Below are 23573 nucleotides of genomic sequence, written 5' to 3'. Positions count from 1 at the left end.
TTACAGGCAATTACACAAATCAGTCATTTGCAGAATCAACAGAAGCGATCTCCGACTCTGCTGGCGCAAATTCCTGTTTAAAATCGGGCTTAACCCCTAAAAAAGTGGCTGAGCGGCGAATAATATCAGCAACCATCGGTGCAGCATTCAGACCAGCGGTCGCGCTGTACTTACCTTCTTCAGGCTTTGGCTCGTCAATAATGGTCAAAACCACATAGGTTGGATCATCCATCGGGAACGATGCAAGGAAGGCATTAAAGCGCACATCTTTCGAATAGCGGCCATGAACGACCTTTTCCGCCGTGCCGGTTTTTCCGCCGACGCGATAGCCCTGAACCGTTGCGCGCTTACCCGAACCACCCTGTGCAGTCGCATTCAGACGATAGAGATAACGCATATCGGCAGAGACTTGGGGATGGATAACCTGCTGGGCGACTTGATCGGCCTGAGCCTGTGTACGCGCCAGGAAAGTTGGCTCAATCAGCTTGCCGCCATTCATAAGCGCCGCCGCACCAACCGCCGTCTGCAATGGCGTGGTCATCATGCCGTGACCAAACGAAATGGTCATCGAATGAACTTTCTTCCAAACGCGCGGCTCAACCGGGCGCGCAACTTCTGGAAGCTCTGTCTGCATACGATCCAGAAGACCAAGCTTTTTCAAGAACGCGCGATGCCCTTCAATACCAACCACATTGGCTTCGTGACCCGAACCAATATTGGATGAGAAGATGAAAACTTCCGGCAGCGTCAACACACGGCCCTTACCGTGGAAGTCGCGGATGGTCTGACGACCAATAACCAGCGGACGCGAGGCATCGATCTTCGAGTTCAGCGTAAACTTGCCAGAGTCGAGCGCCATCGCCGTGGTGAAGCTCTTAATCGTCGAACCCATTTCATAGGTGCCCGCCGACATACGGTTAAGGCGATCCTTATCCAGCGCATTCACTGGATTGTTCGGATCGAAATCCGGCACGGACGCCATAGCAATAACTTCACCGGTCTTCACGTTGAGAACAACAGCACCCGCAGCAATAGCGCGGTAGCGTTCGACCGCTTTGACGAGTACGTCGCGCATAATGTGCTGAACACGAATGTCAATCGACAGCTTGATTGGTTCAAGTGATTGCGCGGTGGCCATGCCAGCCGCTCGCAAGTCGCTTAAGCCCTGACTGTCGACATATTTCTCCATACCGGCAATGCCCTGATTGTCGACATTGACGAGACCAAGAATATGCGACGCGGTCGGACCACCCGGGTAGAAGCGGCGCTTTTCGGTACGGAAACCAATACCGGGCACGCCAAGCGCCATGATCTGGCTCTGCTGACGTGGTGTGAGGCCACGCTTAATCCATACGAACCCTGCGCCACCCTTCAAGCGACGATAAGTGGCTTCCCAATCAAGATCAGGAATAACAGTTGAAAGCAGTTCAATGGTTTCGTCAGGATCAACGATTTTGCGCGGTTCGGCAAACAGCGACGCGGTCTTAATATCGGTCGCGAGTATCTCGCCGTTACGGTCCAGAATATCGGGACGCGATGCAAGCTGATGCACAGCAGGACCGTTGGAGTCATCGTCTTCACCACCAATGACGCCGAAATAGACGAGCTTTCCACCGATAACGCCATAAATGCCGACGAAACAGACAATGGCCATCCACAAACGATTGCGCGCACGATTACCGTGTTTTTTGCGCGAACCCACAAACGCCATGTTGCCGGCCAGCTTTTCATTGCCAGCCGGCGTGTTGCCGTCATCAATCGTATTTTTGTTCTTCATGGAAAATCCGAGCTTCAGCCGCATGATCAGTGCCTCGCTCCATTCTTTTTAACGCTTCCGGTGGTCGTTGCGTCTGGTTCCAGAACGCCGCTCGCGACCAGCTCGTCGCTGCCGGAAATCAATTTCTGAATATCATCAAGCTGGCGCTCAGGAATATCTTCGACACCCATAGCCAGCTGCTGCGCCTCAATCGGCTCAAGCTTCAACTCTTCCGAGTAAACCCCAACGAGGCTCTGCAAACGTCCCGGCTGGTTCATCAATGCCCAGTCTGCGCGCAGAAGCGTAATCGTGTCCTTCTCAGAATTGATCTGGCGTTGAAGTTTAGCAATAACCGAGATCTGCCTCTCCGCATCATATTTGATGGTATAGGTGATCGTTGCTGCTACCAGCATTGCCGCAATCATGATGAGTTCAAAAGTACGCAGCACTCGTTCAACTCCGGGCCAGTTCGTGCGTTTCAGGCAGCTTAGGCAACCCAAAAAGCGTCAAATCATCTTCAAGAGGCGGATTTTCAGTTCGCACACCTGCACGTAATTTTGCGGAGCGCGAGCGAGGATTGCGCTCTTCTTCTTCTGCCGTTGGGCCGACAGCGCCCTTCACTGCAGGCGTAAAGCTTGGCAGCCGCACATGCGTTTCCGGCAAATGCCGCGATCCAGCACTGCCGCCGGAACGATCTGCAAAATAGCGCTTAACCATACGATCTTCGAGCGAATGGAATGTCACAACAACAAGACGCCCGCCGGGCTTCAAAACGCGCTCGGCAGCAAGCAATGCGCGCGCAAGTTCGCCCAATTCGTCATTCACATATATGCGTAACGCCTGAAATACACGCGTTGCAGGATGAATTGGCACCTTTGGATTTCGTCCGACCAGCGCTTCAATCGCATTGGCGAGATCGAGCGTACGCGTGAAAGGCTGTGCTTCGCGGCGCTTTTCGATCATCCGCGCAATGCGGCCTGCATTACGTTCTTCACCCAGAAAATTAAAAATGCGCGCAAGGTCGCCCATCTTAAGACGATTCACGACGTCAGCAGCACTCGGCCCCTTACGCGACATGCGCATATCAAGCGGACCATCTTTCTGGAAAGAGAAACCGCGCTCGGCTTCATCAATCTGCATCGAAGAAACGCCGATATCGAGAACAACGCCATCAACCGTGGCACCCGCTCCCAATACCTGTTCAACCGCTTGATCCAGCACCGAGAAACGGCTCTCAACAAGATCAAGCCTGCCGTCAAACTCTTTCACCATAACCTGCCCTGCGGCAATCGCAGTTGGGTCACGATCAATAGCAATCACATTCGCGCTCTGCTCAAGAATGCAACGCGTATAGCCGCCAGCACCAAAGGTGCCATCGACAATTACTTTGCCGGTTTCGGGTTTCAGAGCGTCAATCACTTCGGAGATAAGCACCGGAACGTGACGGACCTGAGCCCCTTCGGCTTGAGATTGGTCTCCGCCGAGGCTAGCCATCATCACGGTCCTTTCTCGGGATCACGTCCCGCTATCCTGTGTTTTACGCATCATTCCGGCCAATTTCAGACGGGTGTCGATTTGGCGGATTCGTTCAAACAGTTATCGGATATTAAGCTTAATGAACCGTTATCCTTTGACGGCGACCTTCATAAATCCGTCTTGTGTGAAAAGTTTTCCCCGCAATAAATTGAAGCACTTTTGTTTGCTCTTATCCTCGCCGCATCAGAGCAGGTTTAGCCGACAATGCATTCATCCAATATCCGGCATGCACGATCACATAGTTATGAAGAGCGCACTTCCCACCACCGTTGACGAAATCACCACACAGGATTATTAACTGCAAATAATTTGCAATTGCATTTTGGAAGCTTAAAGCATGGCATTTAAGATGGCCCAAGAGGATACGACGACGCCCGCAGCAGCCCAAGACGTTACTTTTGAAGGTTGGCGTCGGGATCGCGGCGAAGCTTCGATGTCAGATGTTCATCGCTCGATACGGGTCAGTCGCTCCGGTTCAAAACTCCGCCGCGCCATGGCTTTCTTCGGCCCCGGCTATTTGGTTGCAGTCGGCTATATGGACCCCGGCAACTGGGCAACATCGCTTGCGGGCGGCTCGCGCTTTGGCTATGTGCTGCTGTCGGTCGTGCTGATTTCAAATCTCATGGCTGTTCTTTTGCAAGCGCTCTGCACCCGACTGGCAGTTGCGACAGGACGTGATCTTGCTCAAGCCTGCCGCGATGCCTATCCGCGTTTTCTTGCTTGGCCTTTATGGTTGCTCGCAGAACTTGCCATCTGTGCCACCGATCTTGCTGAAGTCATCGGCACAGCCATTGGTCTCAATTTGCTGTTTGGCATTCCGCTCGAAATCGGCGTCATTCTAACTGCCGCCGATGTGCTTTTGGTTCTTTATCTCCAAAACAAAGGCTTTCGTCGTGTTGAAGCGCTTATCATTGCGCTGCTGGCTGTCATTGCTATCTGCTTTCTGATCCAGATTTTGATGGCGGACCCAAATTGGGGCGACGTTATCCGTGGCTTTGCACCCACCACTGAAATCCTGCGCAATCCAGATATGCTATATATTGCACTGGGCATCATTGGTGCGACGGTCATGCCGCATAATCTCTATCTGCATTCGGGCATCATCCAGACCCGCGACTATGGCCAAACAATACCGGAAAAGCGCGAGGCAATCCGCTATGCCACGCTTGATTCCACCATCGCTCTGACATTTGCACTGCTGGTCAATGCTTCAATCCTGATCCTCGCCGCCGCAAGTTTCCACGCGACCGGCAATACAGGCGTCGAAGATCTCGACAAGGCTCATTCCCTGCTCAATCCACTGCTTGGCTCAGCGTTGGCACCAACGCTCTTCGCAATAGCTTTGCTGTGTTGCGGTCTTAATTCTACGATTACAGCGACTATGGCTGGTCAGATCGTGATGGAAGGCTTCATCGACATCAAACTGAAGCCATGGCTTCGTCGCGCTATCACACGCTTTGTCGCGATTGTTCCGGCTGCCATCGTTACAATCATGTATGGATCACAGGGAACCAGCGAGCTTCTGATCTTGTCTCAGGTGGTACTTAGCCTGCAATTGCCGTTCGCCGTCATTCCGCTTGTGATGTTCACGGCAGAAAAGAAAAAGATGGGCGCGCTGGTGGCACCGCGCTGGGTGACAGTCCTTGCTGCAATTACCGCCGCGATCATCGTCGTTCTGAACATGAAGCTCATCTACGACTTCTTCACTGGTGTACCGATCTAAAGCGCGTTTCGATCTGATTAAGTCAGATCGGCGCTCTCAATAGTTATCTTAACGCGCATCCTTTCCGAAAACCGGTTCCCACTTTTCGGGATGCGCTAAACAGATAAAGTGTCAGTCGGTCTATAAGCCGGGTTTTGTATGGCCGGACTTGCGTCCAACGTGGCAGCCATTCATCTGGGACGGATGTCGCCACCCGCCTCTTGCAACCCACCCGGACGACTGATCCGGAAACTGATTGCCGGTCCTTGCGAACCGGCGCGCCGTCCCTATTCGGTTTTGCTCCCAATGGGGTTTACCGTGCCGCCTGTGTTGCCACCGGCGCGGTGGGCTCTTACCCCACCCTTTCACCCTTACCCCGTCATCCCTGCCGCTTAGACAAGCGGTACGGAAGACGGGGCGGTTTACTTTCTGTGGCACTATCCCTAGGGTCGCCCCCGCCGGGCGTTACCCGGCATCGTATTTCCATGGAGCCCGGACTTTCCTCACCTGCCGTCTTTCGACATATGACAAGCGCGGCTGCCCGACCGACTGACGGCGCGTATATAGCATGATCGGACAAAGTGGGAACCGTGTTTCGAAAAAATCTCCACACAACAAAAAAGCCGGCAGCGAACACGCTACCGGCTTATCAATCACATCATCGGCCTGAAACTCTACGCGACCGATAACATGAATTCAGATGTTACAGACCAGCCATATAAGACTTAACCGAGCTGCAATATTTTGCAGATGTTGGGTTCATACGCTTTGCGCCATGACCGGCATTATACTTGAGGATCGTGCCGCAAGTGCTGCCGCCACCAAGCTTCTGGGCTTGTGCAAGATATTTCATGCCAAACTGAATATTGGTCGAAGGCTCATAAAGACCTTTTGCCGAACCCGTGTAGCCAAGACCGCGAGCGGTCGAGAGCTTGATCTGCATGAGACCAATTTCACCCGCTGCACCGCGCACATTTGGCTGAAAGTTGCTCTCATGACGAACAACAGCATGCGCCAGCGAAGATGGAACGCCATAGGTTGATGCGTAACGATTGATGATCTGCGAGTAAGCCTTACCGCCAACCTGTGCAGTCTTTGATGCGTCTGCACGAGCCTTGGAACGCTTTGCGCTCTTTGCAGCGGGCGCTGCGCGCTTGGTGATAACAGAGGCCTTCTTAGCCGTCTGCTTCGTTTCTGTGCGGGCGGAACGCGAAGCCTTTTCTGACTTGTTGGCTTCCACAGCCTTGTTCTGTGCACGGGCTTTCAGAAGGTCTGCGAGATTGGTTGGCTCGTTTACCGGCGCACTCATTGCAGAATTTAGACCAAAAGAACTCATGGCGCCAATGAGGGCGCAAACAACTACAAATTTTGACTTCATAACCTACCGTCTTGGATCGTTTTTATGGGGCTTTGCTGGTCTTGGGGGCAGCATTGCCGTTTTATTTATGGTCCCGCTCAACAAGCATTTCACACGCTCATCACCGCCGGGAATGGCAGATCATGTGATGGGGAAATGCAGCCGAAGATTGGTAGGGGAAGTAAAATAGTCTTACAGGTTGTAATAAACGCTGTCACATTTCGTGATGCGCGCATGAGTGGAAAAAGATCAGCAATCAGCACGACTTCCGGTCTAATTTAATGAAATTGCTACAGAAATATGAAATATTGGTCGTGGAACACCCTAAAAAATAGCGATGCTCACGCGGTAACATTTTGCAGCGAAAAAATAAGCCTGTAGAGGGTATCTATAGTAGATACATCGGCTACACCATCCACATTTTGTGTCCGAAAATGCCGCTGAAAGGCCTTAATCACGATCTCAGTGGCCTCATCGAACGCACCATTGATCTCAATTTTGTATCCGTAAAGCGCAAGCATCGATTGCAAAGCCTCGACTGGCTGGCCTTGTTCGCCGCGTGCGAGAAAACGACCGCCGCGTATCGGCGTTGGCTCAATGTAATGGCCAATGCCTGCCTCATGCAGTTGCTTCCATGGGAAGTTGTGCCCCGGATCGGTCTTGCGCTCTGGTGCTATGTCTGAATGCGCAAGCACGTTTTCGGGACGGATTTCGTAGCGCGAACAAATGCTGCGGCACAATTCGATAACCGCCGCGATTTGCTGTTCAGCGAATGGTGGATAGTTTTCCAGATTGCCTGGATTGACGATCTCAATGCCGATAGAAGCCGAATTAATATCGGTCTCGCCTTTCCAAAAGCTATTACCCGCATGCCATGCGCGCGCCTTTTCAGACACCATCTGCACAACACGTCCATCTTCATGAACCAAATAATGTGCCGAGACTTCCCGTTCAGGAGACTTGAGAACCTCAAGTGCCTCCTCTGCTGTCTCCAACCCCGTATAGTGCAGGATCAGATAAGTCGGCGTTTTGCCATCCTTGCGAATACCGAAGTTCGGCGAGGCATCAATAGTAGCGGTCGGATAATCCGGCTTCTCCAACGCGAGCGCTGCTAAGTCATCTGACGGTTTGATAACTGAACCACTCATGCGGCCTCCAGTTGTTTCACTACACTGGCCCAAGCGCTGTTGATCGCAGCGAGGCGCGCATTTGCAATATTAATGAATTCCAGCGGAAGCCCCTCCGCAACAAGTCTGTCCGGATGATGCTCTTTGACCAGCGCACGATATTTTTTGCGCGCTTCTTCAAATGAAACACCACGTTTCAGTCCAAGAATGGCAAAGGGATCGCCCTCGCCGCGACTGACATGCCGCAAAGCGATGCGGTCAAAGCCTTCTTCGTCATAGCCAAAAATTTCGGCAACATTCGACAGGAACGCCATTTCCTTTTCATGCACATAGCCATCTGCGGTCGCTATATGGAACAGCCCATCGAGAATATCTTCTAACAGGTGACAATTCTCATCGCCTTCGCGACAAAGCCCCGCAAGCTGACGTGCATAGCTCTCATAACCGGCGACATCCTGCTGTGCGAGATTATAGAGGCGCACAACGTGCGCATGCTCTTCTTCTGGTACGGAGAAAATCCTTTGGAACGCGCGAAACTCGTCCTGTGTCACAACACCATCTGCTTTAGCCATTTTGGCGGAAAGCGCGATCATGGCGATGGAAAATGCAACACGTCTGCGCGTGTCTGCATCGCCTTCGAAAACTGTTCGCACAGCTTCAATCACGCTAGAAATAGCGCTGAGCGTTATAGAGGTGAAGAAATCACCGATTTGAACCCAGATCGACATGAATCGTTTCTATAGAATTACGTAAAGGCTGGAAACATCAACACGTAACAATCGACGAAAAAACAATAATTTAGCAATAAACAAAATAGTTATTGGGACTGACGTTCTGAAAAAGAACGCTGCGCGGAACTTGCAGCAGCTTCACCTGCAGCTTGAGCCTGTTGTTCGTTTTGCCCAACTGCTTTGGCTGCGGCTTCTGCATTGCTGCGGGCACGTTGAACAGCTGCAGCCTGCTGTTCTGGTGTCATCACACCAGAATTATCTTCCAAGGCCTTAATCAGATTAGGGCCATCCTGCTCTTGCGCGGCTTGCGCAGGAGTGGAGGTTTCTTGCTCTGGCTGAGCGGATACTGCGTTCGTATCGTCACTACCCTTACCGCAAGCAGCAAGTGCAACAAGAACAACAGCGGAAATCAAAAACAAGAAATTACGGCTCATGACAAAAGCCATAACCGAAGAAAGACGACGTTTAAACTCCGAAAACGCGCTCATCTCATCTTTGTTTTCAACAATCGCAGAATTTGTCACCAGTTCTGCTCCTTTCGAGGCAAATAGCGGCCCGAAACCGGACCGCCATCTGAAACCAGCGAATGCCATGGGCATTCACGTAAACCTAACTGCAATTTAGTTTGCAGGTGGCGTACCTGTTGTACCCGGCGTCGAAGGCGCAGGGGTAGCAGGGGTCGTTGTCGTATTGTTAGAAGGCGCGGCTGGCGCTTCAGGCGCTGGTGCAGCCGGAGCATTGCTGGTGTCTTTTGAATTGTCGCTACAAGCTGCAAGACCTAAAAACGATACGGCAGCAACTGAAGCAATCAAAAACTTCTTCACGGTGGCTCTCCTTACCCTAAATTGAAGCGTTGCGGGGATATAGCCAACGCTTTCTGATTTATTGTGCGTGACCGGTTTAGCGGCCAATCACCTCGAAAAGACATTCGTCACATCACGCTTTTGTCCCCATAGCTATTTCCAAGCGATCTGTTTGACGACGCCAACATCACGTTAGAAAACGGCGAGCATGCGGAAAGGTTCTCTCAAATAGTCTTACGAGCGGTAACAAACCGCCATAATAACAAAGTGCTAACCATAACTTTCTGCGTCACGCGCCTGTTACCCGACAATGTTTAACTCAGCCAAACAAATCCGGATTCGCCAGTGATTTGGCGCTAAAAGAACGGGGAACATGGCATGAAAAAGCAAAGCGCCAACGATACGATCCTCAAGCGCGCGGTCACTCAAAACAACGCGCTCTCAAAAGACGGTGTTTCCGAAAGACTCTTTGCTTGGCTATTCAAAGGGCTGGTCTATCCGCAAATTTGGGAAGACCCAGAGGTCGACATGGCAGCGCTTGCCATTGAACCCGGCCATCGCATCGTGACAATAGCGTCAGGCGGTTGCAACGCGCTTTCTTATCTGACTGCTGATCCGGCTTCGGTCGAAGCGGTTGATCTGAACAGCGCCCACGTTGCATTCAACAGGCTTAAACTCGGCGCTTTAAAGCATTTGCCGGATTATGCGAGTTTCTACCGCTTCTATGGGAAAGCCGATGACAAGGCCAATCTTGCGGCCTATCAGCGCTTCATCCAACCACATCTCGACAGTGAAAGCCGGGCCTATTGGGAAAAGCGCAAATGGAGCGGCCGCCAGCGCATCTCGATTTTCTCCCGCGATCTATACCGCCATGGTCTGTTGGGCGTCTTCATTGGTATGGGCCATCGCGTTGCCCGTCTTTATGGAATTGATCCACGCGACATTCTAAAAGCGCGCACGATGGAAGAACAGCGCACGTTCTTCGACACAGCTCTGGCACCTTTATTTGAAAAGCGCATGGTGCGCTGGGCCACAGCGCGCAAGTCATCGCTTTTCGGCCTCGGCATTCCGCCACAGCAATATGATGCTTTAGCGACAGCCGGAAATGGCGATATGGCATTCGTTCTTCGCGCGCGACTTGAGAAACTCGCCTGTGCGTTCCCGCTGAATGAAAACTATTTCGCATGGCAGGCATTTGGCCGAGGATATAGTAACGACGATGAGACCGGCCCGCTGCCGCCCTACCTCTCGCGCGCTAACTTCGACACTGTGCGTGCACGCGTTGATCGCATGAGTGTTCGAAATGCGAATTACACGGAGTTTCTCGCCAAAAAGCCTGCTTCATCGGTGGATCGCTATATTCTTCTCGACGCTCAAGACTGGATGAATGACGCACAGCTCAACGCGCTCTGGAGCGAGATCACACGCACAGCAGCGCCCGGTGCACGCGTCATCTTCCGCACGGCAGCTGAGCCAAGTCTGTTGTCGGGCCGGGTTGATCCCTCAATACTCGACCATTGGGATTATCGCGCTGATCAATCTCGTGCTTTGCATGACCGCGACCGCTCTTCTATTTATGGCGGCTTTCACCTCTATGTTCTGAAAGACGCATAGTATGAGCGTTCATCAAAAACATAGCAGCGGCGTAGACCACGCCAGCCTGATGGACCGCGTTTATCGTCACCAAAGATATTTCTACGATGCGACGCGCAAATATTATCTTCTCGGGCGGGATACGATGATTGCTGGCCTGAACGTCCCTGAAGGCGGCAGCGTATTGGAAATCGGCTGCGGTACGGGACGCAACCTGGTCAAAACCGCAAAGACCTACCCTCGCGCGAAGCTCTACGGCATCGATATTTCAGCCGAGATGCTCGACACCGCTCATGCGGCTGCAAAGCGTGCCGGAATTGCGGAACGCACAAAACTCGAACGCGCCGATGCCACACATTTTGATCCCAGCTTACTTTTCAACGTAGGTAGCTTCGACCGCATATTCATTTCTTATGCCGTCTCAATGATCCCACAATGGCAATCGGTTATTGCTGAAAGCATTCGACACTTAAAGCCGGGCGGCGAAATGCATATTGTCGATTTTGGCAATCAACAAGGACTACCGCGCTGGTTCAAAAAAGCACTTTTCACATGGCTTAACTGGTTTCATGTGACGCCTCGCGAAAATCTTTTCACCGTTTCAGAGCAACTCGCAAAAGAACAAGTCGCTCATATGAAACAAAAAGTCTTGCATCGCGGCTTTGCATGGATCGCTATTATCTGCGCCAACACATAAACAGTGCGACACAATATATATTGAGCAAAGTTTTGCGGCCTCAGCGGGTGACGCAGACAACGGTATCGCGTAACCCTAATCAAGACTGATTCGCGACACCGGGACCATTGTATGAACGCTATCGCCAGCCGCTGCTTTCTTGCCCTCGGGGCGTGTCTTCTGTCCGCTTGTACGACAGTGGATTATGATTTCGCCGACGTTAAAAAGTCAGGCAATTCGATGCAGCAGATGGCGCGGCCATCCGGCGCGGTTAATGCGCCGCGCTTTGGTGATCGCAAGCCGTTCGAATGGACGGGTCGCACACCTTGGCATTATCCGATCCACGGCACCGATGTCTCCAAATATCAGGTGGATGTTGACTGGAACGCGGTGCGACGCAGCGGCATTTCCTTTGCCTTTATCAAAGCAACAGAGGGCGGCGACCGCTTCGACGATCGTTTCACTGAGCACTGGAATGGTGCAAAACAAGCTGGCATTCCGCGCAGCGCCTATCACTTCTATTATTTCTGTCGCCCTGCAATTGAGCAGGCGCGCTGGTATATCCAAAATGTACCGCGCGATCCAAACGCATTGCCACCCGTGCTCGACATGGAATGGAATGCACATTCGCCCTCGTGCAAGCTGAGGCCGAATGAAGTCGTCGTGCGCAAAGAAATGAAGATTTTCCTTGATGCCGTCGAAAAGCATTATGGCAAGCGCCCAATCATCTACACCACCGTCGACTTCTTCGATGAGAATAACCTAAACCAACTAAGCGGCTATCCGTTCTGGTTGCGCTCGACTGCCGGTCATCCGACTGAGAAATACGGCCCGCATCCCTGGACTTTCTGGCAATATACCGGAACCGGCACAATTCCCGGTATCAAGGGTGATGCGGACATCAATGTCTTCGCAGGCAGCGCGGGAGCATGGAAAAAGTGGCTGGAAAGCAACAAGGTCCGTTAACTGAGCAATAAACGGGAACTCACACTAAGTTTCGCTTCATTTCCATGACGTGATGAGGCAATAGCTTAAAAAACAAATGGGGACGTTATTTCCCTTTTAATTGTGAGTTCTCTCGATGAAACTTATCGCTTCAGTGATGGCTGCCGCTTTACTGGCATCAACTGCAATTTCCCCTGCTCTCGCTTCTCCAGCACCGACTGCTGCGACGGATACGGCAAATATGCCGAAGCCCGAATGCGAAATCGATTATGGTCAGTGGATGGACAATCTGACCAAAGAAGCGCGCGAAGCGGGCGTTGGCGAAAAGGGCATTGCTGAACTGCACAAGGCAACGCTCGAACAAAAGGTTCTGGATCGCGACCGCAAGCAGACTGTTTTCAACCTCACCTTCACCGAATTTTCCAAGCGCCTGATTTCGGAAGCACGCCTGAAGAATGGCCAGAACAATCTGGCCAAGCATGCAGATGTGTTCAAAAAAGTTGAAGAGACCTATGGCGTTCCCAGCCCGGTTCTCGCAGCCTTCTGGGGACTGGAAACAGATTACGGCGCTATTCAGGGCGATTTCGATACGCTGAACGCGCTTGTCACCCTTTCTTACGATTGCCGCCGCCCGGACCTGTTCCGTCCACAATTGATCGCGCTGCTTAAGCTTTTCGATACCGGCGTTGTCGATGCAGCAACAACCGGCGCTTGGGCTGGCGAAATCGGCATGATGCAGCTTCTGCCAAAGGACTATCTGGAACGCGGCGTTGATGGCGACGGCGATGGTAAGGTCGATCTGAAGAATAGCATCCCTGATGCGATGATGACCGCTGGCCGCATGATCTCCGAGCTTGGTTGGAAGCGCGGCGAGCCATGGCTTGAAGAAGTGCGCATCACGCAGGATCTGCCGTGGGAAGAATCCATCCGCACCAATCGCAAGCCGCATTCATGGTGGGCGCAGCACGGTGTAACGGGCCTCAATGGTCCACTCGGCCCCGATGATGGCGATGCATCGCTTCTGCTGCCATTGGGCCGCAAAGGTCCCGCGTTTCTTTCCTATGCAAACTTCGACATCTTCGTTGAATGGAACAAGTCGATTGTTTACGCAACGACCGCTGCCTATTTCGCGACCCGTCTTGCAGGTGCACCAGCCTTTAATGCTGGCAATCCTGATCAAGGCCTGACGCAGGAGCAGATGAAAGAACTCCAGACCAAGCTACAGGCGCGTGGCTATGAGATGGGTAAGATTGACGGCGTCTTCGGTGTTTTAACCCGCGATGCCGTTCGCACCGAGCAATTGCGTCTGGGTATGCCTGCCGATTCATGGGCAACGCCAGAACTTCTCGACAAGCTCTGATTATACTATCAAAAGGCGCGGACGGCCTCCGCGCCTTTTCAATTATTATAAGCTGATCCCCCACCATGCTTTCAACCCTGATTATCGTTTTGCCCGTCTTCGCCCTCATCTTTTCCGGTTGGGGTGCCTTCAAGCTGAACATATTAGGCCCGCATGCCATAGCAGAACTCAACCGTTTCGTTGTCTATCTCGCCCTGCCCGCTCTGCTGTTTGATATCATGGCCAACACCCATGGCAGCGATCTCTGGCAGCCGGGCTTTATCAGCGTCTTTCTACTCAGCAGCGCTATTGCCTTCGTACTTCCATTCCTTATTCGCCTTCGAGGCCAACTGTCGCTTGCTGACAATGCACTCGACGGTCTGAACGCCGCCTATCCGAATACCGGCTATATGGGCATCCCGCTTTCGATGATTGCATTCGGCTCAGGTGTCCTTGCTGCAACGACGATCTCGATCATCATCACGGTCTGCGTGACTTTTGCTTTTGCGATTGTGCTGATTGAAATTGGTCTGCAAACAGAGAAGAAGCCGCTGCGCCTTATCTGGAAAGTGGCGCGCTCGCTGGTGCGTAATCCGCTGCTCGTTGCCCCGTTTCTCGGCGCATTGATGCCTGTGACCGGCCTTACCATTCCCGCCCCTGCTGAAACATTTTTGAAAATGTTGGGCGGTGCTGCTTCACCTTGCGCATTGGTAGCGCTTGGACTGTTCCTCGCACAACCACGCAAGATTGAGCGCGAGAGCATCAACGCCATCGCCTTCCTCGTCTCGGTCAAACTCATTGTTATGCCATTGGCTACGTGGCTGCTTGCGGTTTACGTTTTCAATCTGCCAACACATCTTGCGCAAAGCGCTACATTGCTTGCAGCCCTTCCTGCCGGAACTGGTCCGTTCATGCTGGCAGAACATTACCGTCGCGAAGCTGCAATCACGTCGAATGTCATCCTCTATTCGACGGTTCTTTCGGTGCTGACTCTCTCGGCTTTCCTCGCCTTGATCCGCTAAAACAGCAAAAGCCACCCTCAAAATTGGCAGTTTCGTGGCTTTTTCATGAAATGTGAACAAATTTTTACAGGCAAAAATTTCAAAGACTTAGGTGGTAAACAGAAGGTTTTTTTCGCAATCACTGCATATTGCAGTAAGAAATCTTCTTTTGTTTAAACCGTTTTGCGCTTAGATTCAGGTTCTCTACCAGCGCGCATTCGACCAGTCATTGGCTCGTCGGGTGCATAGAAGGAGACAGACCGATGGGACTTACACGATCTTTGAACGTCCTCATGATCTGTGCAGCATTTGCATTTGTTGCAGCGTTGATAGCAGGCGTCATTCCCTGAATGAGGGATAGCCTAAGCCATTAGACGGCATCAGTTTTTGAGGATGAACTGATGTGTCTTACTTAAAGAAAAGCCCGGTTTTTAAACCGGGCTTTTTTCATATCATGCGACTTCAAGCGCAGGCTCTATTTTAGGCCGAATGCCAATCATATGGCAAATCGCAAACGGCAGATCAGCGCGGTTCATCGTGTAGAAATGGAAATCCTGCACACCGCGCTCAATCAGGTCCATGACCTGTTCGGCAGCAATTGCAGCCGCAACAAGCTGATGGGTCTGCGGGTCTTTATCCAATCCATCAAAGCGTTCTGCAAGCCAGGCCGGAATATGGGTTGCTGAGCGCGCGCAGAAATTGCTGACCTGCTTGAAATTATGCACCGGCAGAACACCTGGAACGATTGGGATATAAATGCCTGCACGGCGCACACGCTCGACATAACGCTCATAAAGATCGTTATCGAAGAAAAACTGCGTGATCGCCCGCGTTGCACCATTATCGACCTTGCGCTTAAGCATATCGATGTCGGTCGCAAAATCCGGGCTTTCAGGATGCTTTTCCGGATAAGCCGAAACAGAAATATCGAAATCAGAAAGCGTGCGCAGACCACCAACAAGTTCCGCGCCATTCTGATAACCGCCCGCTGTCGGTACGTATTTTTCGCCAATGCCGCTGGCAGGATCGCCACGCAGCGCCACAAAGCGATTAACGCCAAGCGCCGCAAATTCTTGCGCAACGCGATCAACTTCCTCACGCGTTGCGTCAACGCAGGTCAGATGTGCCGCAGGCTGAATATCGGTTTCTTTCAAGATACGCGCGACCGTGCGGATCGTGCGCTCACGCGTCGAACCACCCGCACCATAGGTCACAGAGACAAACTCAGGCTTAAGCGGCGCAAGCCGCGTTACTGTTTCCCACAGGCGCTGTTCCATTTCTTCCGACTTAGGCGGGAAGAATTCGAACGATACCCGGGTGGTCTGGCCGATATCAGGTCGGCGGGAAAGACCATAAAAGCCCATTAGACTGTCTCCGTCATGCTTGCATTACGCGGTGCCGGATCAGCAATCAGCAAACGCGGATCATGGGCAAGCCAAAGCTTGACCGTCAGTCCGTCGTCACCATTTGCAGCCTTTGGCGCCAACTCAGTTGTTTTTGCAGGTTCCAGCCCTGCCTCTTTCATCCAGCCCAGCATCTGCTCATCACTGAAGCCAAGCCGTAAATGCGCGTGCTCTTCGCGCAAAAATTCGAGAAGATGCGGGGCAAAATCGACAATCAGCAATCGACCGCCCGGACGCAGCGCACGCGCCGCTTCACGAATTGCAGCCAATGGGTCATCGAGAAAATGCAGCACCTGATGGATTGTCACCAGATCGAAATTCTCGCGCTCAACAGGTAGCGCATAGACATCACCCTGCCGCACCTGCGCATTGGCAACCGATGCCAAATCAAGGTTAGCACGCGCCACAGCCAGCATGTCGCGATTGATATCAATACCAAGCCCACGCACATATAGCGGTGAGAACAGCTCCAGCAAACGACCTGTGCCCGTGCCTACATCAAGCATAGCCTGAAACGGCCTGTCGCCGATGATGCCCTTGAGAGCGACTTCAACAGCATTCTCCGACACATGCAGCTTGCGGATTTCATCCCAACTCACTGCATTGGCGCTGAAATAAGCTGCGGCCCTTTCCTGACGACTGGATTTGACCTGCAAAAGCCGCTCCATATCGCGCTCAAGCAGCGCATCGGAAATATCAAGCTTCGATAAGAGATTGCGCGCAACCTCGCCACAAGCGGCACTCTCCGACAGCCGGAAATAGGCCCATGCGCCTTCCTGATAGCGATCAATCAGATCTGCCTCACCAAGAAGCTTGAGATGCCGCGATACACGCGGCTGCGACTGTCCGAGAATGGTTGTGAGGTCTGAGACTGTCAAATCGCCCTTGGAAAGAAGTGCAAGGATACGCAAGCGGCTTGGTTCAGCCACTGCTTTTAACACATCCACCATCTGATCGAGCTGCATGCGCAAATCGCAATCTCCATACTCTCAAACATATAAAGATATGTTTATGTGAATTATAGAAATCGCGCAAGCGATTTTCACACACCCATGCACAGCAAAACTGCTGTGAAACTCTGGTAGCCGTTTGAGTGAAATAATAAGCAGAGTATGCTTGTTACGAATCTCGCTGAAAGCCGGAAAGGAAGACAGCCATGGGTGCAAGCACTGTACGACAGAAGGCAATAGCAAAGTCGCTTACGCTTTTGCTCCCTGCAGTCCCCTATTCTGATTCAGAGCCAATTCGCGCGGCAGCCTTAGCGCCTCACATGAAAGCGCTTCCTCCATCCATTGCCGTATGGCTTGCAACAGTTGCACATGTCCGCCACTCGCATACTGACTATGACGCCCTGCGTGATGATGGCTATGACAAGGATTCAGCACGCTTTTTCGTGATGGACTCAATCAATAAAAAGCTCACCGAATGGCGCGCAACACGGCTCGTCACCGCAGACGATGATGAGAAAGTGGAAATATAAACGCCGCCCGAAGGCGGCGTCTAACAGATTTAAATATCAGTGGGTTCCGTGGCCCTGCAGATAACCGTGTTTGCGTGGATCGGGCATGACTAGACCGACGATGAACACGATCACCATCATGATGGTTACATACCAGAAGAACCCGCTTTCAAAGCCGACCTTCTTGAACCACAGCGCCACATATTCAGCAGTACCGCCAAAAATTGCATTGGCAATCGCATAGGAAAAGCCAACGCCCAAAGCCCGCACTTCAGCCGGAAACAGTTCCGATTTCACGATGCCGCCAATCGACGTGTACATGCTCACAATTGCCGAAGCGATAGCAATATAGATAAACGCCATTGTCGGGCTTTGTACAGAGCCAAGCACTGTGAGCAAAGGAATCGTCGTCAACACCGATACGCCGCCAAACGCGATCATCATTGGTTTGCGACCAACCTTGTCGGAGATATAGCCAAACAGCGGCTGCATAAGCATGAATGCAAACAGCGCAACGGTCATAACCTCGCTGGCCGTTTCCTGGTTCATACCCGCGGTATTGACCAGATATTTCTGCATATAGGTCGTGAACGTATAGAAGGTCAGCGAACCGCCAGCCGTGAAGCCCACAACAACCAGAAATGCCTTGCGGTGATGCTTCCAGATCGTGGCAAAGCTACCAGCAGCCTTATTGTTACGGGATTCTTCTGTCGACGTTTCATGCAATGTTCGGCGTAGATAAAGCGCAACAATTGCAGCCAGACCGCCAATAGCAAACGGAATGCGCCAGCCCCATTCATGCAGCTGCTCAGTCGTTAAGAAGAATTGCAAAATGACCAGAACCAGCACGGCCAGAAGCTGACCGCCAATCAAAGTCACATACTGAAAAGACGAGAAGAAACCACGACGCCCGGCAAGTGCGACCTCACTCATATAAGTGGCAGTCGTGCCATATTCACCGCCAACCGACAGACCCTGTAAAAGTCGGACGAGTAGCAGAAGGAGCGGAGCCCAGAGACCAATCGTTTCATAGGTTGGCAGGATCGCGATTGCAAAAGAACCAAGGCACATCATGCTAACCGAAATCAGCATGGAAGTACGACGACCGAGCCTGTCAGCCACACGGCCAAACAACCAGCCACCGATAGGTCGCATAAGAAAACCAGCTGCAAAAATTGCAGCCGCATTCAACAACTGACTGGTTTGATCCGCAGCCGGAAAAAACTGTGACGCGAAGTAAAGCGCGCCAAAGGAATAGACGTAAAAGTCGTACCATTCGACCAGATTGCCCGAGGCGCTTGCAACGATCGCGTAAATTCTTCGGCGCGTATCGTGAGCGTCGTGTTTCTCCTCGATCTCACCATTGGCATCGCTGTGCATTTGTGCATTGCTCATTGTAAAACTCCCGATAGCAGCCGCAAAAGGGGATACGACTGCATGATTACTCGCCTTGCTTGGGAGAGAGCAAAACCAGTAATCGTTGATCTCTGAATCAATATATTCGGCAGGTTGGTCAGGCCTCAGATTTCAGTCTGCAACTCCGCATGGTTCAACCAAGAAGGCTGCACAGTCCATGAAGCTGACCTTGACGTAGCATCTTTGAAAAACAGATTTCGCCACTCCCAATCAAGCGATCCCAGCGGGCATCAATAATTGTTTGGAACTACCTCCGATATCGCGAAATCATAGGAGCAATATCGTTTGTATGCAATCTATTATCATGCACTACTATTGTAGTAGAAACTCATCAGCAGTCGCATAAGAACTTGAAATTTAACTGTTTTACCGGATACGCAATTTACAGATCCGGTAAAATCTTTGTGAAATAAGGTCTCCGCCACAGAGCAGAGAAGGCCCGCTAAAGCGTTTGACTATTTTCTGGCGACGATGAAAATGCGCGGGAACCGCAGCAGCACACGACCATCATTCAGCGTGGGATAGAACGCCTCAAGCCGTGCTTTATACGCTTTCAGATACTCGCGCTGCTCATCATCATTCAATGGATCGAGAAATGGACGCAGCCCAGTGGACTTAACCCATTCAATGATTGCATCCACATCGGCGAGTTGATGATTATAAATCACATGCCAAATATCGACGTGGGATGCATACCCGATCAAAGCGTTATAGTAGTCTGCTGCTGGCGGCAGTGGCGCTCTGCCCTTATCGCCAATCTTATCGTTAAAAGGCTCGGTTTTGGCAACTTCACGCATTAAAACATGGGTCGGTTCAGCCATGTTATCCGGCATTTGCACTGCCAGATAAGCACCTGTCTGAAGCTCGGACACTAGCCTTTGCATCTGTTCAATATGATCAGGGACCCACTGAAAAACCGCATTGGAAAACAACACATCCGTTTCAGAATCTGGCACAAATTTGGTGAGATCACCGAGAGCGAACTCTACTTGTGGCAAGCGCGCCTTCGCCTTCTCGATCATATCCGGCGATGTATCAAAGCCCGACATCTTCGCATTCGACCAGCGCTGAACCAAAAGCTCTGTAGAATTTCCCGGTCCACAACCAATATCGACCACCTTGCGAGGACTATCGATCATAATCTGCGCCAGAAGATCAGCCGCCGGGCGACTACGTTCATCTTCAAACTTCAGATATTGCTTCGCGGACCAGTCACGCATGTTGGTAGCCTCACCTGTCATTGCTCTCATGTTGTAGAGAATTTTAATATTTCATATCAATCAATGGCGTTACGAAAAAATATTAGAAAAAAGAAAATCGTCAATTCATAAAAGGAATTGTTATGTTCATAGAACTAAGAAGAGTAGATGGATCTTTATTTACTTATAACTTTGATTATTTAACGGCTTTTAGTGAAGCAAACGTAGGAACTACATTAGCATTCACATGGGGAATATCTGCGGTTCAAGAGACATATGAAGAAGTAAAAGCCCTCATAGAGAGATAGAAATAAAGAACAACCCCAAGAAAATACTCTTGGGGTTGTCCATTCCAAAATAAACCCTTAATTAGATCAGGTTTAATCGTTATATTCAGCGTGTCAGCGGCTTGTAAGTAACCCGCTTTGGATTGACACTTTCAGGTCCGAGACGACGAACCTTATCCGCTTCATAATCCTCGAAGTTGCCTTCGAACCATTCAACATGGCTATCGCCTTCGAATGCCAGAATATGCGTTGCCAAACGATCGAGGAACATACGATCGTGGGAGATGATAACAGCGCAGCCAGCGTATTTTTCTAGCGCATCTTCAAGCGCTGCCAGCGTTTCGGTATCAAGATCGTTGGTCGGTTCGTCAAGCAGCAGAACGTTGCCGCCTGCCTGCAACATCTTGGCAAGATGCACGCGGTTACGCTGACCACCGGAGAGATTACCGACTTTCGCCTGCTGATCGCCGCCCTTGAAGTTGAACGCACCGCAATAAGCGCGGGAGTTCATTTCAAACTTGCCGAGCTTTATGATATCGTTACCGCCGGAAATTTCTTCCCAGACATTCTTGTTCGCATCGAGATGATCGCGGCTCTGATCGACATAACCAAGGTGAACCGTGTCGCCGATACGGATCGAACCGGAATCCGGCTTTTCCTGACCAGTAATCATCTTGAACAGTGTCGATTTACCGGCACCGTTCGGACCGATAACACCAACGATACCACCCGGAGGCAGCTTGAATGTGAGATTTTCGATCAGCATACGCTCGCCAAACGACTTGGTCAGACCTTCGGCTTCGATAACCACCTGACCGAGACGTTCACCAGCCGGGATCAGAATCTGGGCATCGCCCGGACGCTGATTGTTGGCAGCTTCAACCAGCTGATCATAGGCCTTGATACGCGCCTTCGACTTCGACTGACGAGCCTTCGGGCTAGCGGCTATCCACTGGCGTTCGCGCTCAAGTGCCTTCTGACGCGAATCGTCTTCACGGCCTTCCTGAATCATACGCTTGGACTTGGCTTCCAGATAGGCGGAATAGTTGCCTTCGTAAGGAATGCCGCGACCGCGATCAAGTTCGAGAATCCAGCCGGTGACATTGTCGAGGAAGTAGCGATCGTGCGTGATGAGAAGAACAGCGCCTTCATATTCACGCAAATGCTTTTCGAGCCATGCAGTGGTTTCGGCGTCAAGGTGGTTGGTCGGTTCGTCGAGCAGCAGCAAATCAGGCTTCGAAAGAAGCAACTTGCAAAGTGCGACACGACGACGCTCACCGCCCGAAAGCTTGGTAACATCGGCATCAGCTGGCGGGCAGCGCAGGGCTTCCATCGCCATTTCAACCTGACTGTCGAGATCCCAGAGATTCTGGCTGTCGATGACGTCCTGAAGAGCCGCACCTTCGTCTGCGGTTTCATCAGAATAATTCATCATCAGTTCGTTGTAACGGTCGAGAATAGCTGTCTTTGATGCTACACCTTCCATAACATTGCCGAGAACGGTCTTTTCTGGATCCAGATGCGGTTCCTGAGCAAGATAGCCGCAAGTCGCACCTTCAGCGAGCCAGGCTTCGCCGGTGTAATCCTTGTCCATACCGGCCATGATCTTGAGGATCGTCGATTTACCGGCACCGTTTGGACCAAGAATACCGATCTTAGCATCTGGGTAGAATGACAGATGAAGGTTTTCGATAACCTTTTTAGCACCATAGGCCTTGTTCAGCCCGGACATATGATAAATGAATTGGCGTGCCATAAAGCGCGTCGTCTCCACGAGTTAGAGAGCGTGAACAGCGATAACGCCGAACCGCAGGGAAATTTCTGAAGGGTATGTAGGCGAAATAGAGCGCGGAAGCAAATATCATCGCGCAAACTTCAGCTTGAAAAGCTTCCAAACAAAATGAAACCGGGCGCGGATATTTCCGTCACCCGGTTTCCCCTCTGGCCACCACTCGGGAAAGTATCCTCCCTTTCGCCGAATGGCCTGCTAGTTATGCCCTAATACCGAAATTTAACGCCTCTGGATTTCCTTCAAAACTCCGTCGACATCCTCTGTTGGAGATAGATTTGCCTAGGTTTTTACGGTTTTCAAGCGGAATTTGCTCAAAAATTACATTTGCCTAAAATTAATTCACTCAACCTCTGGATGCCTTTTTAAACGACACCACCAAAAGAGGGTTTGACTATTTGCGCAGCATAAATTCAGATGCTTCCATGTCGTTTGAAACCATCCATCTCTTACCGCTTAATAGCGGAATCGAATTGCCATTTCGGCAATCGCTGATCGCTGCACCAAGGGCTGCCGTGCACATCTGCCACGGGCTTGCAGAGCACTCTGCGCGCTATGCGCGGTTTGCAACCGCCCTGAACGCAGCAGGTTACAACGTCTATGCGCATGATCATCGCGGTCATGGCGCAAATATTGGCGCATATGCGCCAAAAGGAATATTCGCGCAAAAAGACGGCTATAGAGTGGCAATTGATGATGTTCTTGCCCTAAACCGCCATATTCATGCCTCGCACCCTGTCTTGCCGGTGGTTTTATTCGGGCACTCCATGGGCGGACTGATCGCGCTCAATTATACACTCATTCACTCTGAAACAGTTGACGCTGCAGCTATATGGAATGCCAACTTCAACGGAGGCGTTGAGAACAGCGCGGCGATGGCAATTCTTAAAATCGAGCGCATGCTCAAAGGCTCAGACGTTCCAAGTTCGATCCTGCCAAAGCTCACCTTTAGGGCTTGGGGCAACGCTATCCCCAACCATCGCACCGCGTTTGACTGGTTATCGCGTGACGCCTCAGAGGTTGAAGCTTATGCTAACGATCCACTCTGCGGTTTTGATGCAAGCGTGGCGCTCTGGATCGACGTATTCCGCATGATTAAGGCTGGAGCAACCGACCGCAATTTTGCAAATATTCGCCGCGGCCTGCCGTTTAATCTGGTTGGCGGTGGCGAAGACCCTGCAACAGATAGAGCCAAAGCCACCAAAAAACTCGCGCACAGAATGCAGGCGATGGGCTTTAGCAAAGTAACTTGCACAGTCTATCCCAACACACGGCACGAAAGTCTCAACGACCTAAACCGAGATGAAGTGACGCAGAATTTTCTGGATTGGCTCTCGGAAGCTCTTCCGTCTGGCAACAAGTCCGGCTAAAAGCGGCTTATATTCTGAGAAACTGGTCAAGCTCACGATTTCTTGAAACACTTGGTTTGCCCGGCAATCAATGGTATGGAGCCC

21 protein-coding genes and 1 other RNA gene are annotated in these 23573 nt (G+C 51.5%); 8 read left to right on the top strand and 14 right to left on the bottom strand.

The window, feature by feature from the left end; genetic code table 11:
• Positions 1-19 precede the first annotated feature (19 nt).
• From WH356_RS13745 to rsmH, 3 genes are read right to left on the bottom strand one after another with little or no spacing between them, the layout of a single operon-like run.
• Positions 20-1801, bottom strand: coding sequence for a peptidoglycan D,D-transpeptidase FtsI family protein (locus WH356_RS13745; protein ID WP_339511681.1), 1782 nt, complete (start codon positions 1799-1801; stop codon positions 20-22).
• Between the two features lie 2 nt (positions 1802-1803).
• Positions 1804-2205, bottom strand: coding sequence for a cell division protein FtsL (ftsL, locus tag WH356_RS13740; RefSeq protein WP_310009820.1), 402 nt, complete (start codon positions 2203-2205; stop codon positions 1804-1806).
• Between the two features lie 4 nt (positions 2206-2209).
• Positions 2210-3253 carry a 16S rRNA (cytosine(1402)-N(4))-methyltransferase RsmH gene (rsmH, locus tag WH356_RS13735; RefSeq protein WP_339511678.1) on the bottom strand — a complete coding sequence of 348 codons (1044 nt, stop codon included), beginning with the start codon at positions 3251-3253 and terminating at the stop codon, positions 2210-2212.
• Between the two features lie 388 nt (positions 3254-3641).
• On the opposite strand from rsmH, the gene WH356_RS13730 reads away from it, so the two are divergent.
• Positions 3642-5015 (top strand): Nramp family divalent metal transporter, encoded by a 1374-nt coding sequence (locus WH356_RS13730; RefSeq protein WP_421565866.1) that lies wholly within the window; start codon positions 3642-3644, stop codon positions 5013-5015.
• Between the two features lie 107 nt (positions 5016-5122).
• Here the strand turns inward: WH356_RS13730 and rnpB are convergent.
• From rnpB to WH356_RS13700, 6 genes are all read right to left on the bottom strand, one after another.
• An RNA gene (gene rnpB / locus WH356_RS13725) (RNase P RNA component class A) lies at positions 5123-5547 on the bottom strand.
• 150 nt (positions 5548-5697) lie between these two features.
• Positions 5698-6372, bottom strand: coding sequence for a lytic transglycosylase domain-containing protein (locus WH356_RS13720; protein ID WP_339511676.1), 675 nt, complete (start codon positions 6370-6372; stop codon positions 5698-5700).
• 320 nt (positions 6373-6692) lie between these two features.
• Positions 6693-7499, bottom strand: coding sequence for an N-acetylmuramoyl-L-alanine amidase (locus WH356_RS13715; RefSeq protein WP_339511674.1), 807 nt, complete (start codon positions 7497-7499; stop codon positions 6693-6695).
• Positions 7496-8206: a DnaJ family molecular chaperone gene (locus tag WH356_RS13710; RefSeq protein ID WP_339511672.1), complete on the bottom strand. Its 711-nt coding sequence runs from the start codon at positions 8204-8206 to the stop codon at positions 7496-7498. Before WH356_RS13710 ends, WH356_RS13715 begins: the two co-directional genes overlap by 4 nt.
• An 89-nt stretch (positions 8207-8295) precedes the next feature.
• Positions 8296-8733, bottom strand: coding sequence for a hypothetical protein (locus WH356_RS13705; protein WP_339511670.1), 438 nt, complete (start codon positions 8731-8733; stop codon positions 8296-8298).
• 96 nt (positions 8734-8829) lie between these two features.
• Positions 8830-9033: a hypothetical protein gene (locus WH356_RS13700; protein ID WP_339511668.1), complete on the bottom strand. Its 204-nt coding sequence runs from the start codon at positions 9031-9033 to the stop codon at positions 8830-8832.
• Between the two features lie 357 nt (positions 9034-9390).
• Between WH356_RS13700 and WH356_RS13695 the strand changes: the two genes are divergently transcribed.
• The 5 genes from WH356_RS13695 to WH356_RS13675 all read left to right on the top strand — a co-directional run bounded on the left by WH356_RS13695 (position 9391) and on the right by WH356_RS13675 (position 14587).
• Positions 9391-10626 carry a DUF3419 family protein gene (locus tag WH356_RS13695; RefSeq protein ID WP_339511666.1) on the top strand — a complete coding sequence of 412 codons (1236 nt, stop codon included), beginning with the start codon at positions 9391-9393 and terminating at the stop codon, positions 10624-10626.
• A 1-nt stretch (position 10627) separates the two neighbouring features.
• A complete protein-coding gene (locus WH356_RS13690) occupies positions 10628-11302 on the top strand; it encodes a class I SAM-dependent methyltransferase (RefSeq protein ID WP_339511665.1) in 675 nt (224 codons plus the stop codon).
• 111 nt (positions 11303-11413) lie between these two features.
• On the top strand, positions 11414-12247 hold the full coding sequence (locus WH356_RS13685) for a glycoside hydrolase family 25 protein (protein WP_339511664.1): 834 nt from the start codon (positions 11414-11416) through the stop codon (positions 12245-12247).
• Between the two features lie 115 nt (positions 12248-12362).
• Complete coding sequence (locus WH356_RS13680; protein WP_339511663.1) at positions 12363-13586, top strand: lytic murein transglycosylase; 1224 nt, start codon at positions 12363-12365, stop codon at positions 13584-13586.
• Between the two features lie 65 nt (positions 13587-13651).
• Positions 13652-14587 (top strand): AEC family transporter, encoded by a 936-nt coding sequence (locus tag WH356_RS13675; protein ID WP_339511662.1) that lies wholly within the window; start codon positions 13652-13654, stop codon positions 14585-14587.
• A gap of 431 nt (positions 14588-15018) precedes the next feature.
• Here the strand turns inward: WH356_RS13675 and metF are convergent, their stop codons facing one another.
• Complete coding sequence (gene metF / locus WH356_RS13670; RefSeq protein WP_339511661.1) at positions 15019-15930, bottom strand: methylenetetrahydrofolate reductase [NAD(P)H]; 912 nt, start codon at positions 15928-15930, stop codon at positions 15019-15021.
• Positions 15930-16934: an ArsR/SmtB family transcription factor gene (locus tag WH356_RS13665; protein WP_339511659.1), complete on the bottom strand. Its 1005-nt coding sequence runs from the start codon at positions 16932-16934 to the stop codon at positions 15930-15932. The genes metF and WH356_RS13665 overlap by 1 nt, the downstream gene beginning before the upstream one ends.
• A gap of 191 nt (positions 16935-17125) precedes the next feature.
• Here WH356_RS13665 and WH356_RS13660 point away from each other — a divergent pair, with 191 nt between their 5' ends.
• A complete protein-coding gene (locus tag WH356_RS13660; RefSeq protein ID WP_339511657.1) occupies positions 17126-17449 on the top strand; it encodes a DUF2293 domain-containing protein in 324 nt (107 codons plus the stop codon).
• A gap of 36 nt (positions 17450-17485) precedes the next feature.
• Here the strand turns inward: WH356_RS13660 and WH356_RS13655 are convergent, their stop codons facing one another.
• The 3 genes from WH356_RS13655 to ettA form a co-directional block, all read right to left on the bottom strand.
• Entirely contained in the window at positions 17486-18823 is a 1338-nt protein-coding gene (locus WH356_RS13655; RefSeq protein ID WP_339511655.1) for an MFS family transporter, read from the bottom strand.
• A 476-nt stretch (positions 18824-19299) separates the two neighbouring features.
• Positions 19300-20064 carry a trans-aconitate 2-methyltransferase gene (gene tam / locus WH356_RS13650; RefSeq protein WP_339511653.1) on the bottom strand — a complete coding sequence of 255 codons (765 nt, stop codon included), beginning with the start codon at positions 20062-20064 and terminating at the stop codon, positions 19300-19302.
• Between the two features lie 372 nt (positions 20065-20436).
• Positions 20437-22086: an energy-dependent translational throttle protein EttA gene (ettA, locus tag WH356_RS13645; RefSeq protein WP_339511651.1), complete on the bottom strand. Its 1650-nt coding sequence runs from the start codon at positions 22084-22086 to the stop codon at positions 20437-20439.
• A 458-nt stretch (positions 22087-22544) separates the two neighbouring features.
• Between ettA and WH356_RS13640 the strand changes: the two genes are divergently transcribed.
• Entirely contained in the window at positions 22545-23489 is a 945-nt protein-coding gene (locus WH356_RS13640) for an alpha/beta hydrolase (RefSeq protein ID WP_339511649.1), read from the top strand.
• The last annotated feature ends 84 nt before the right edge of the window (positions 23490-23573 follow it).

Origin of the sequence: Ochrobactrum sp. MYb379, from assembly GCF_037479515.1 — a bacterium.
Taxonomy (GTDB): Bacteria; Pseudomonadota; Alphaproteobacteria; order Rhizobiales; family Rhizobiaceae; genus Brucella.
The sequence above is the reverse complement of the archived record's forward strand: the minus strand, read 5'-3'. Positions and strand labels throughout refer to the sequence as shown.

Bases quoted from the DNA above. Each gene is read 5' to 3' on its own strand.
- WH356_RS13720 (WP_339511676.1), bottom strand. From the start codon at position 6,372: ATGAAGTCAAAATTTGTAGTTGTTTGCGCCCTCATTGGCGCCATGAGT.
- metF (WP_339511661.1), bottom strand. From the start codon at position 15,930: ATGGGCTTTTATGGTCTTTCCCGCCGACCTGATATCGGCCAGACCACC.
- WH356_RS13690 (WP_339511665.1), top strand. From the start codon at position 10,628: ATGAGCGTTCATCAAAAACATAGCAGCGGCGTAGACCACGCCAGCCTG.
- WH356_RS13715 (WP_339511674.1), bottom strand. From the start codon at position 7,499: ATGAGTGGTTCAGTTATCAAACCGTCAGATGACTTAGCAGCGCTCGCG.
- WH356_RS13730 (WP_421565866.1), top strand. From the start codon at position 3,642: ATGGCCCAAGAGGATACGACGACGCCCGCAGCAGCCCAAGACGTTACT.
- WH356_RS13745 (WP_339511681.1), bottom strand. From the start codon at position 1,801: ATGCGGCTGAAGCTCGGATTTTCCATGAAGAACAAAAATACGATTGAT.
- WH356_RS13665 (WP_339511659.1), bottom strand. From the start codon at position 16,934: ATGCAGCTCGATCAGATGGTGGATGTGTTAAAAGCAGTGGCTGAACCA.
- WH356_RS13655 (WP_339511655.1), bottom strand. From the start codon at position 18,823: ATGAGCAATGCACAAATGCACAGCGATGCCAATGGTGAGATCGAGGAG.
- WH356_RS13640 (WP_339511649.1), top strand. From the start codon at position 22,545: ATGTCGTTTGAAACCATCCATCTCTTACCGCTTAATAGCGGAATCGAA.
- WH356_RS13675 (WP_339511662.1), top strand. From the start codon at position 13,652: ATGCTTTCAACCCTGATTATCGTTTTGCCCGTCTTCGCCCTCATCTTT.
- WH356_RS13710 (WP_339511672.1), bottom strand. From the start codon at position 8,206: ATGTCGATCTGGGTTCAAATCGGTGATTTCTTCACCTCTATAACGCTC.
- WH356_RS13685 (WP_339511664.1), top strand. From the start codon at position 11,414: ATGAACGCTATCGCCAGCCGCTGCTTTCTTGCCCTCGGGGCGTGTCTT.
- rsmH (WP_339511678.1), bottom strand. From the start codon at position 3,253: ATGATGGCTAGCCTCGGCGGAGACCAATCTCAAGCCGAAGGGGCTCAG.
- WH356_RS13695 (WP_339511666.1), top strand. From the start codon at position 9,391: ATGAAAAAGCAAAGCGCCAACGATACGATCCTCAAGCGCGCGGTCACT.
- tam (WP_339511653.1), bottom strand. From the start codon at position 20,064: ATGCGTGACTGGTCCGCGAAGCAATATCTGAAGTTTGAAGATGAACGT.
- ettA (WP_339511651.1), bottom strand. From the start codon at position 22,086: ATGGCACGCCAATTCATTTATCATATGTCCGGGCTGAACAAGGCCTAT.
- WH356_RS13660 (WP_339511657.1), top strand. From the start codon at position 17,126: ATGGGTGCAAGCACTGTACGACAGAAGGCAATAGCAAAGTCGCTTACG.
- WH356_RS13680 (WP_339511663.1), top strand. From the start codon at position 12,363: ATGAAACTTATCGCTTCAGTGATGGCTGCCGCTTTACTGGCATCAACT.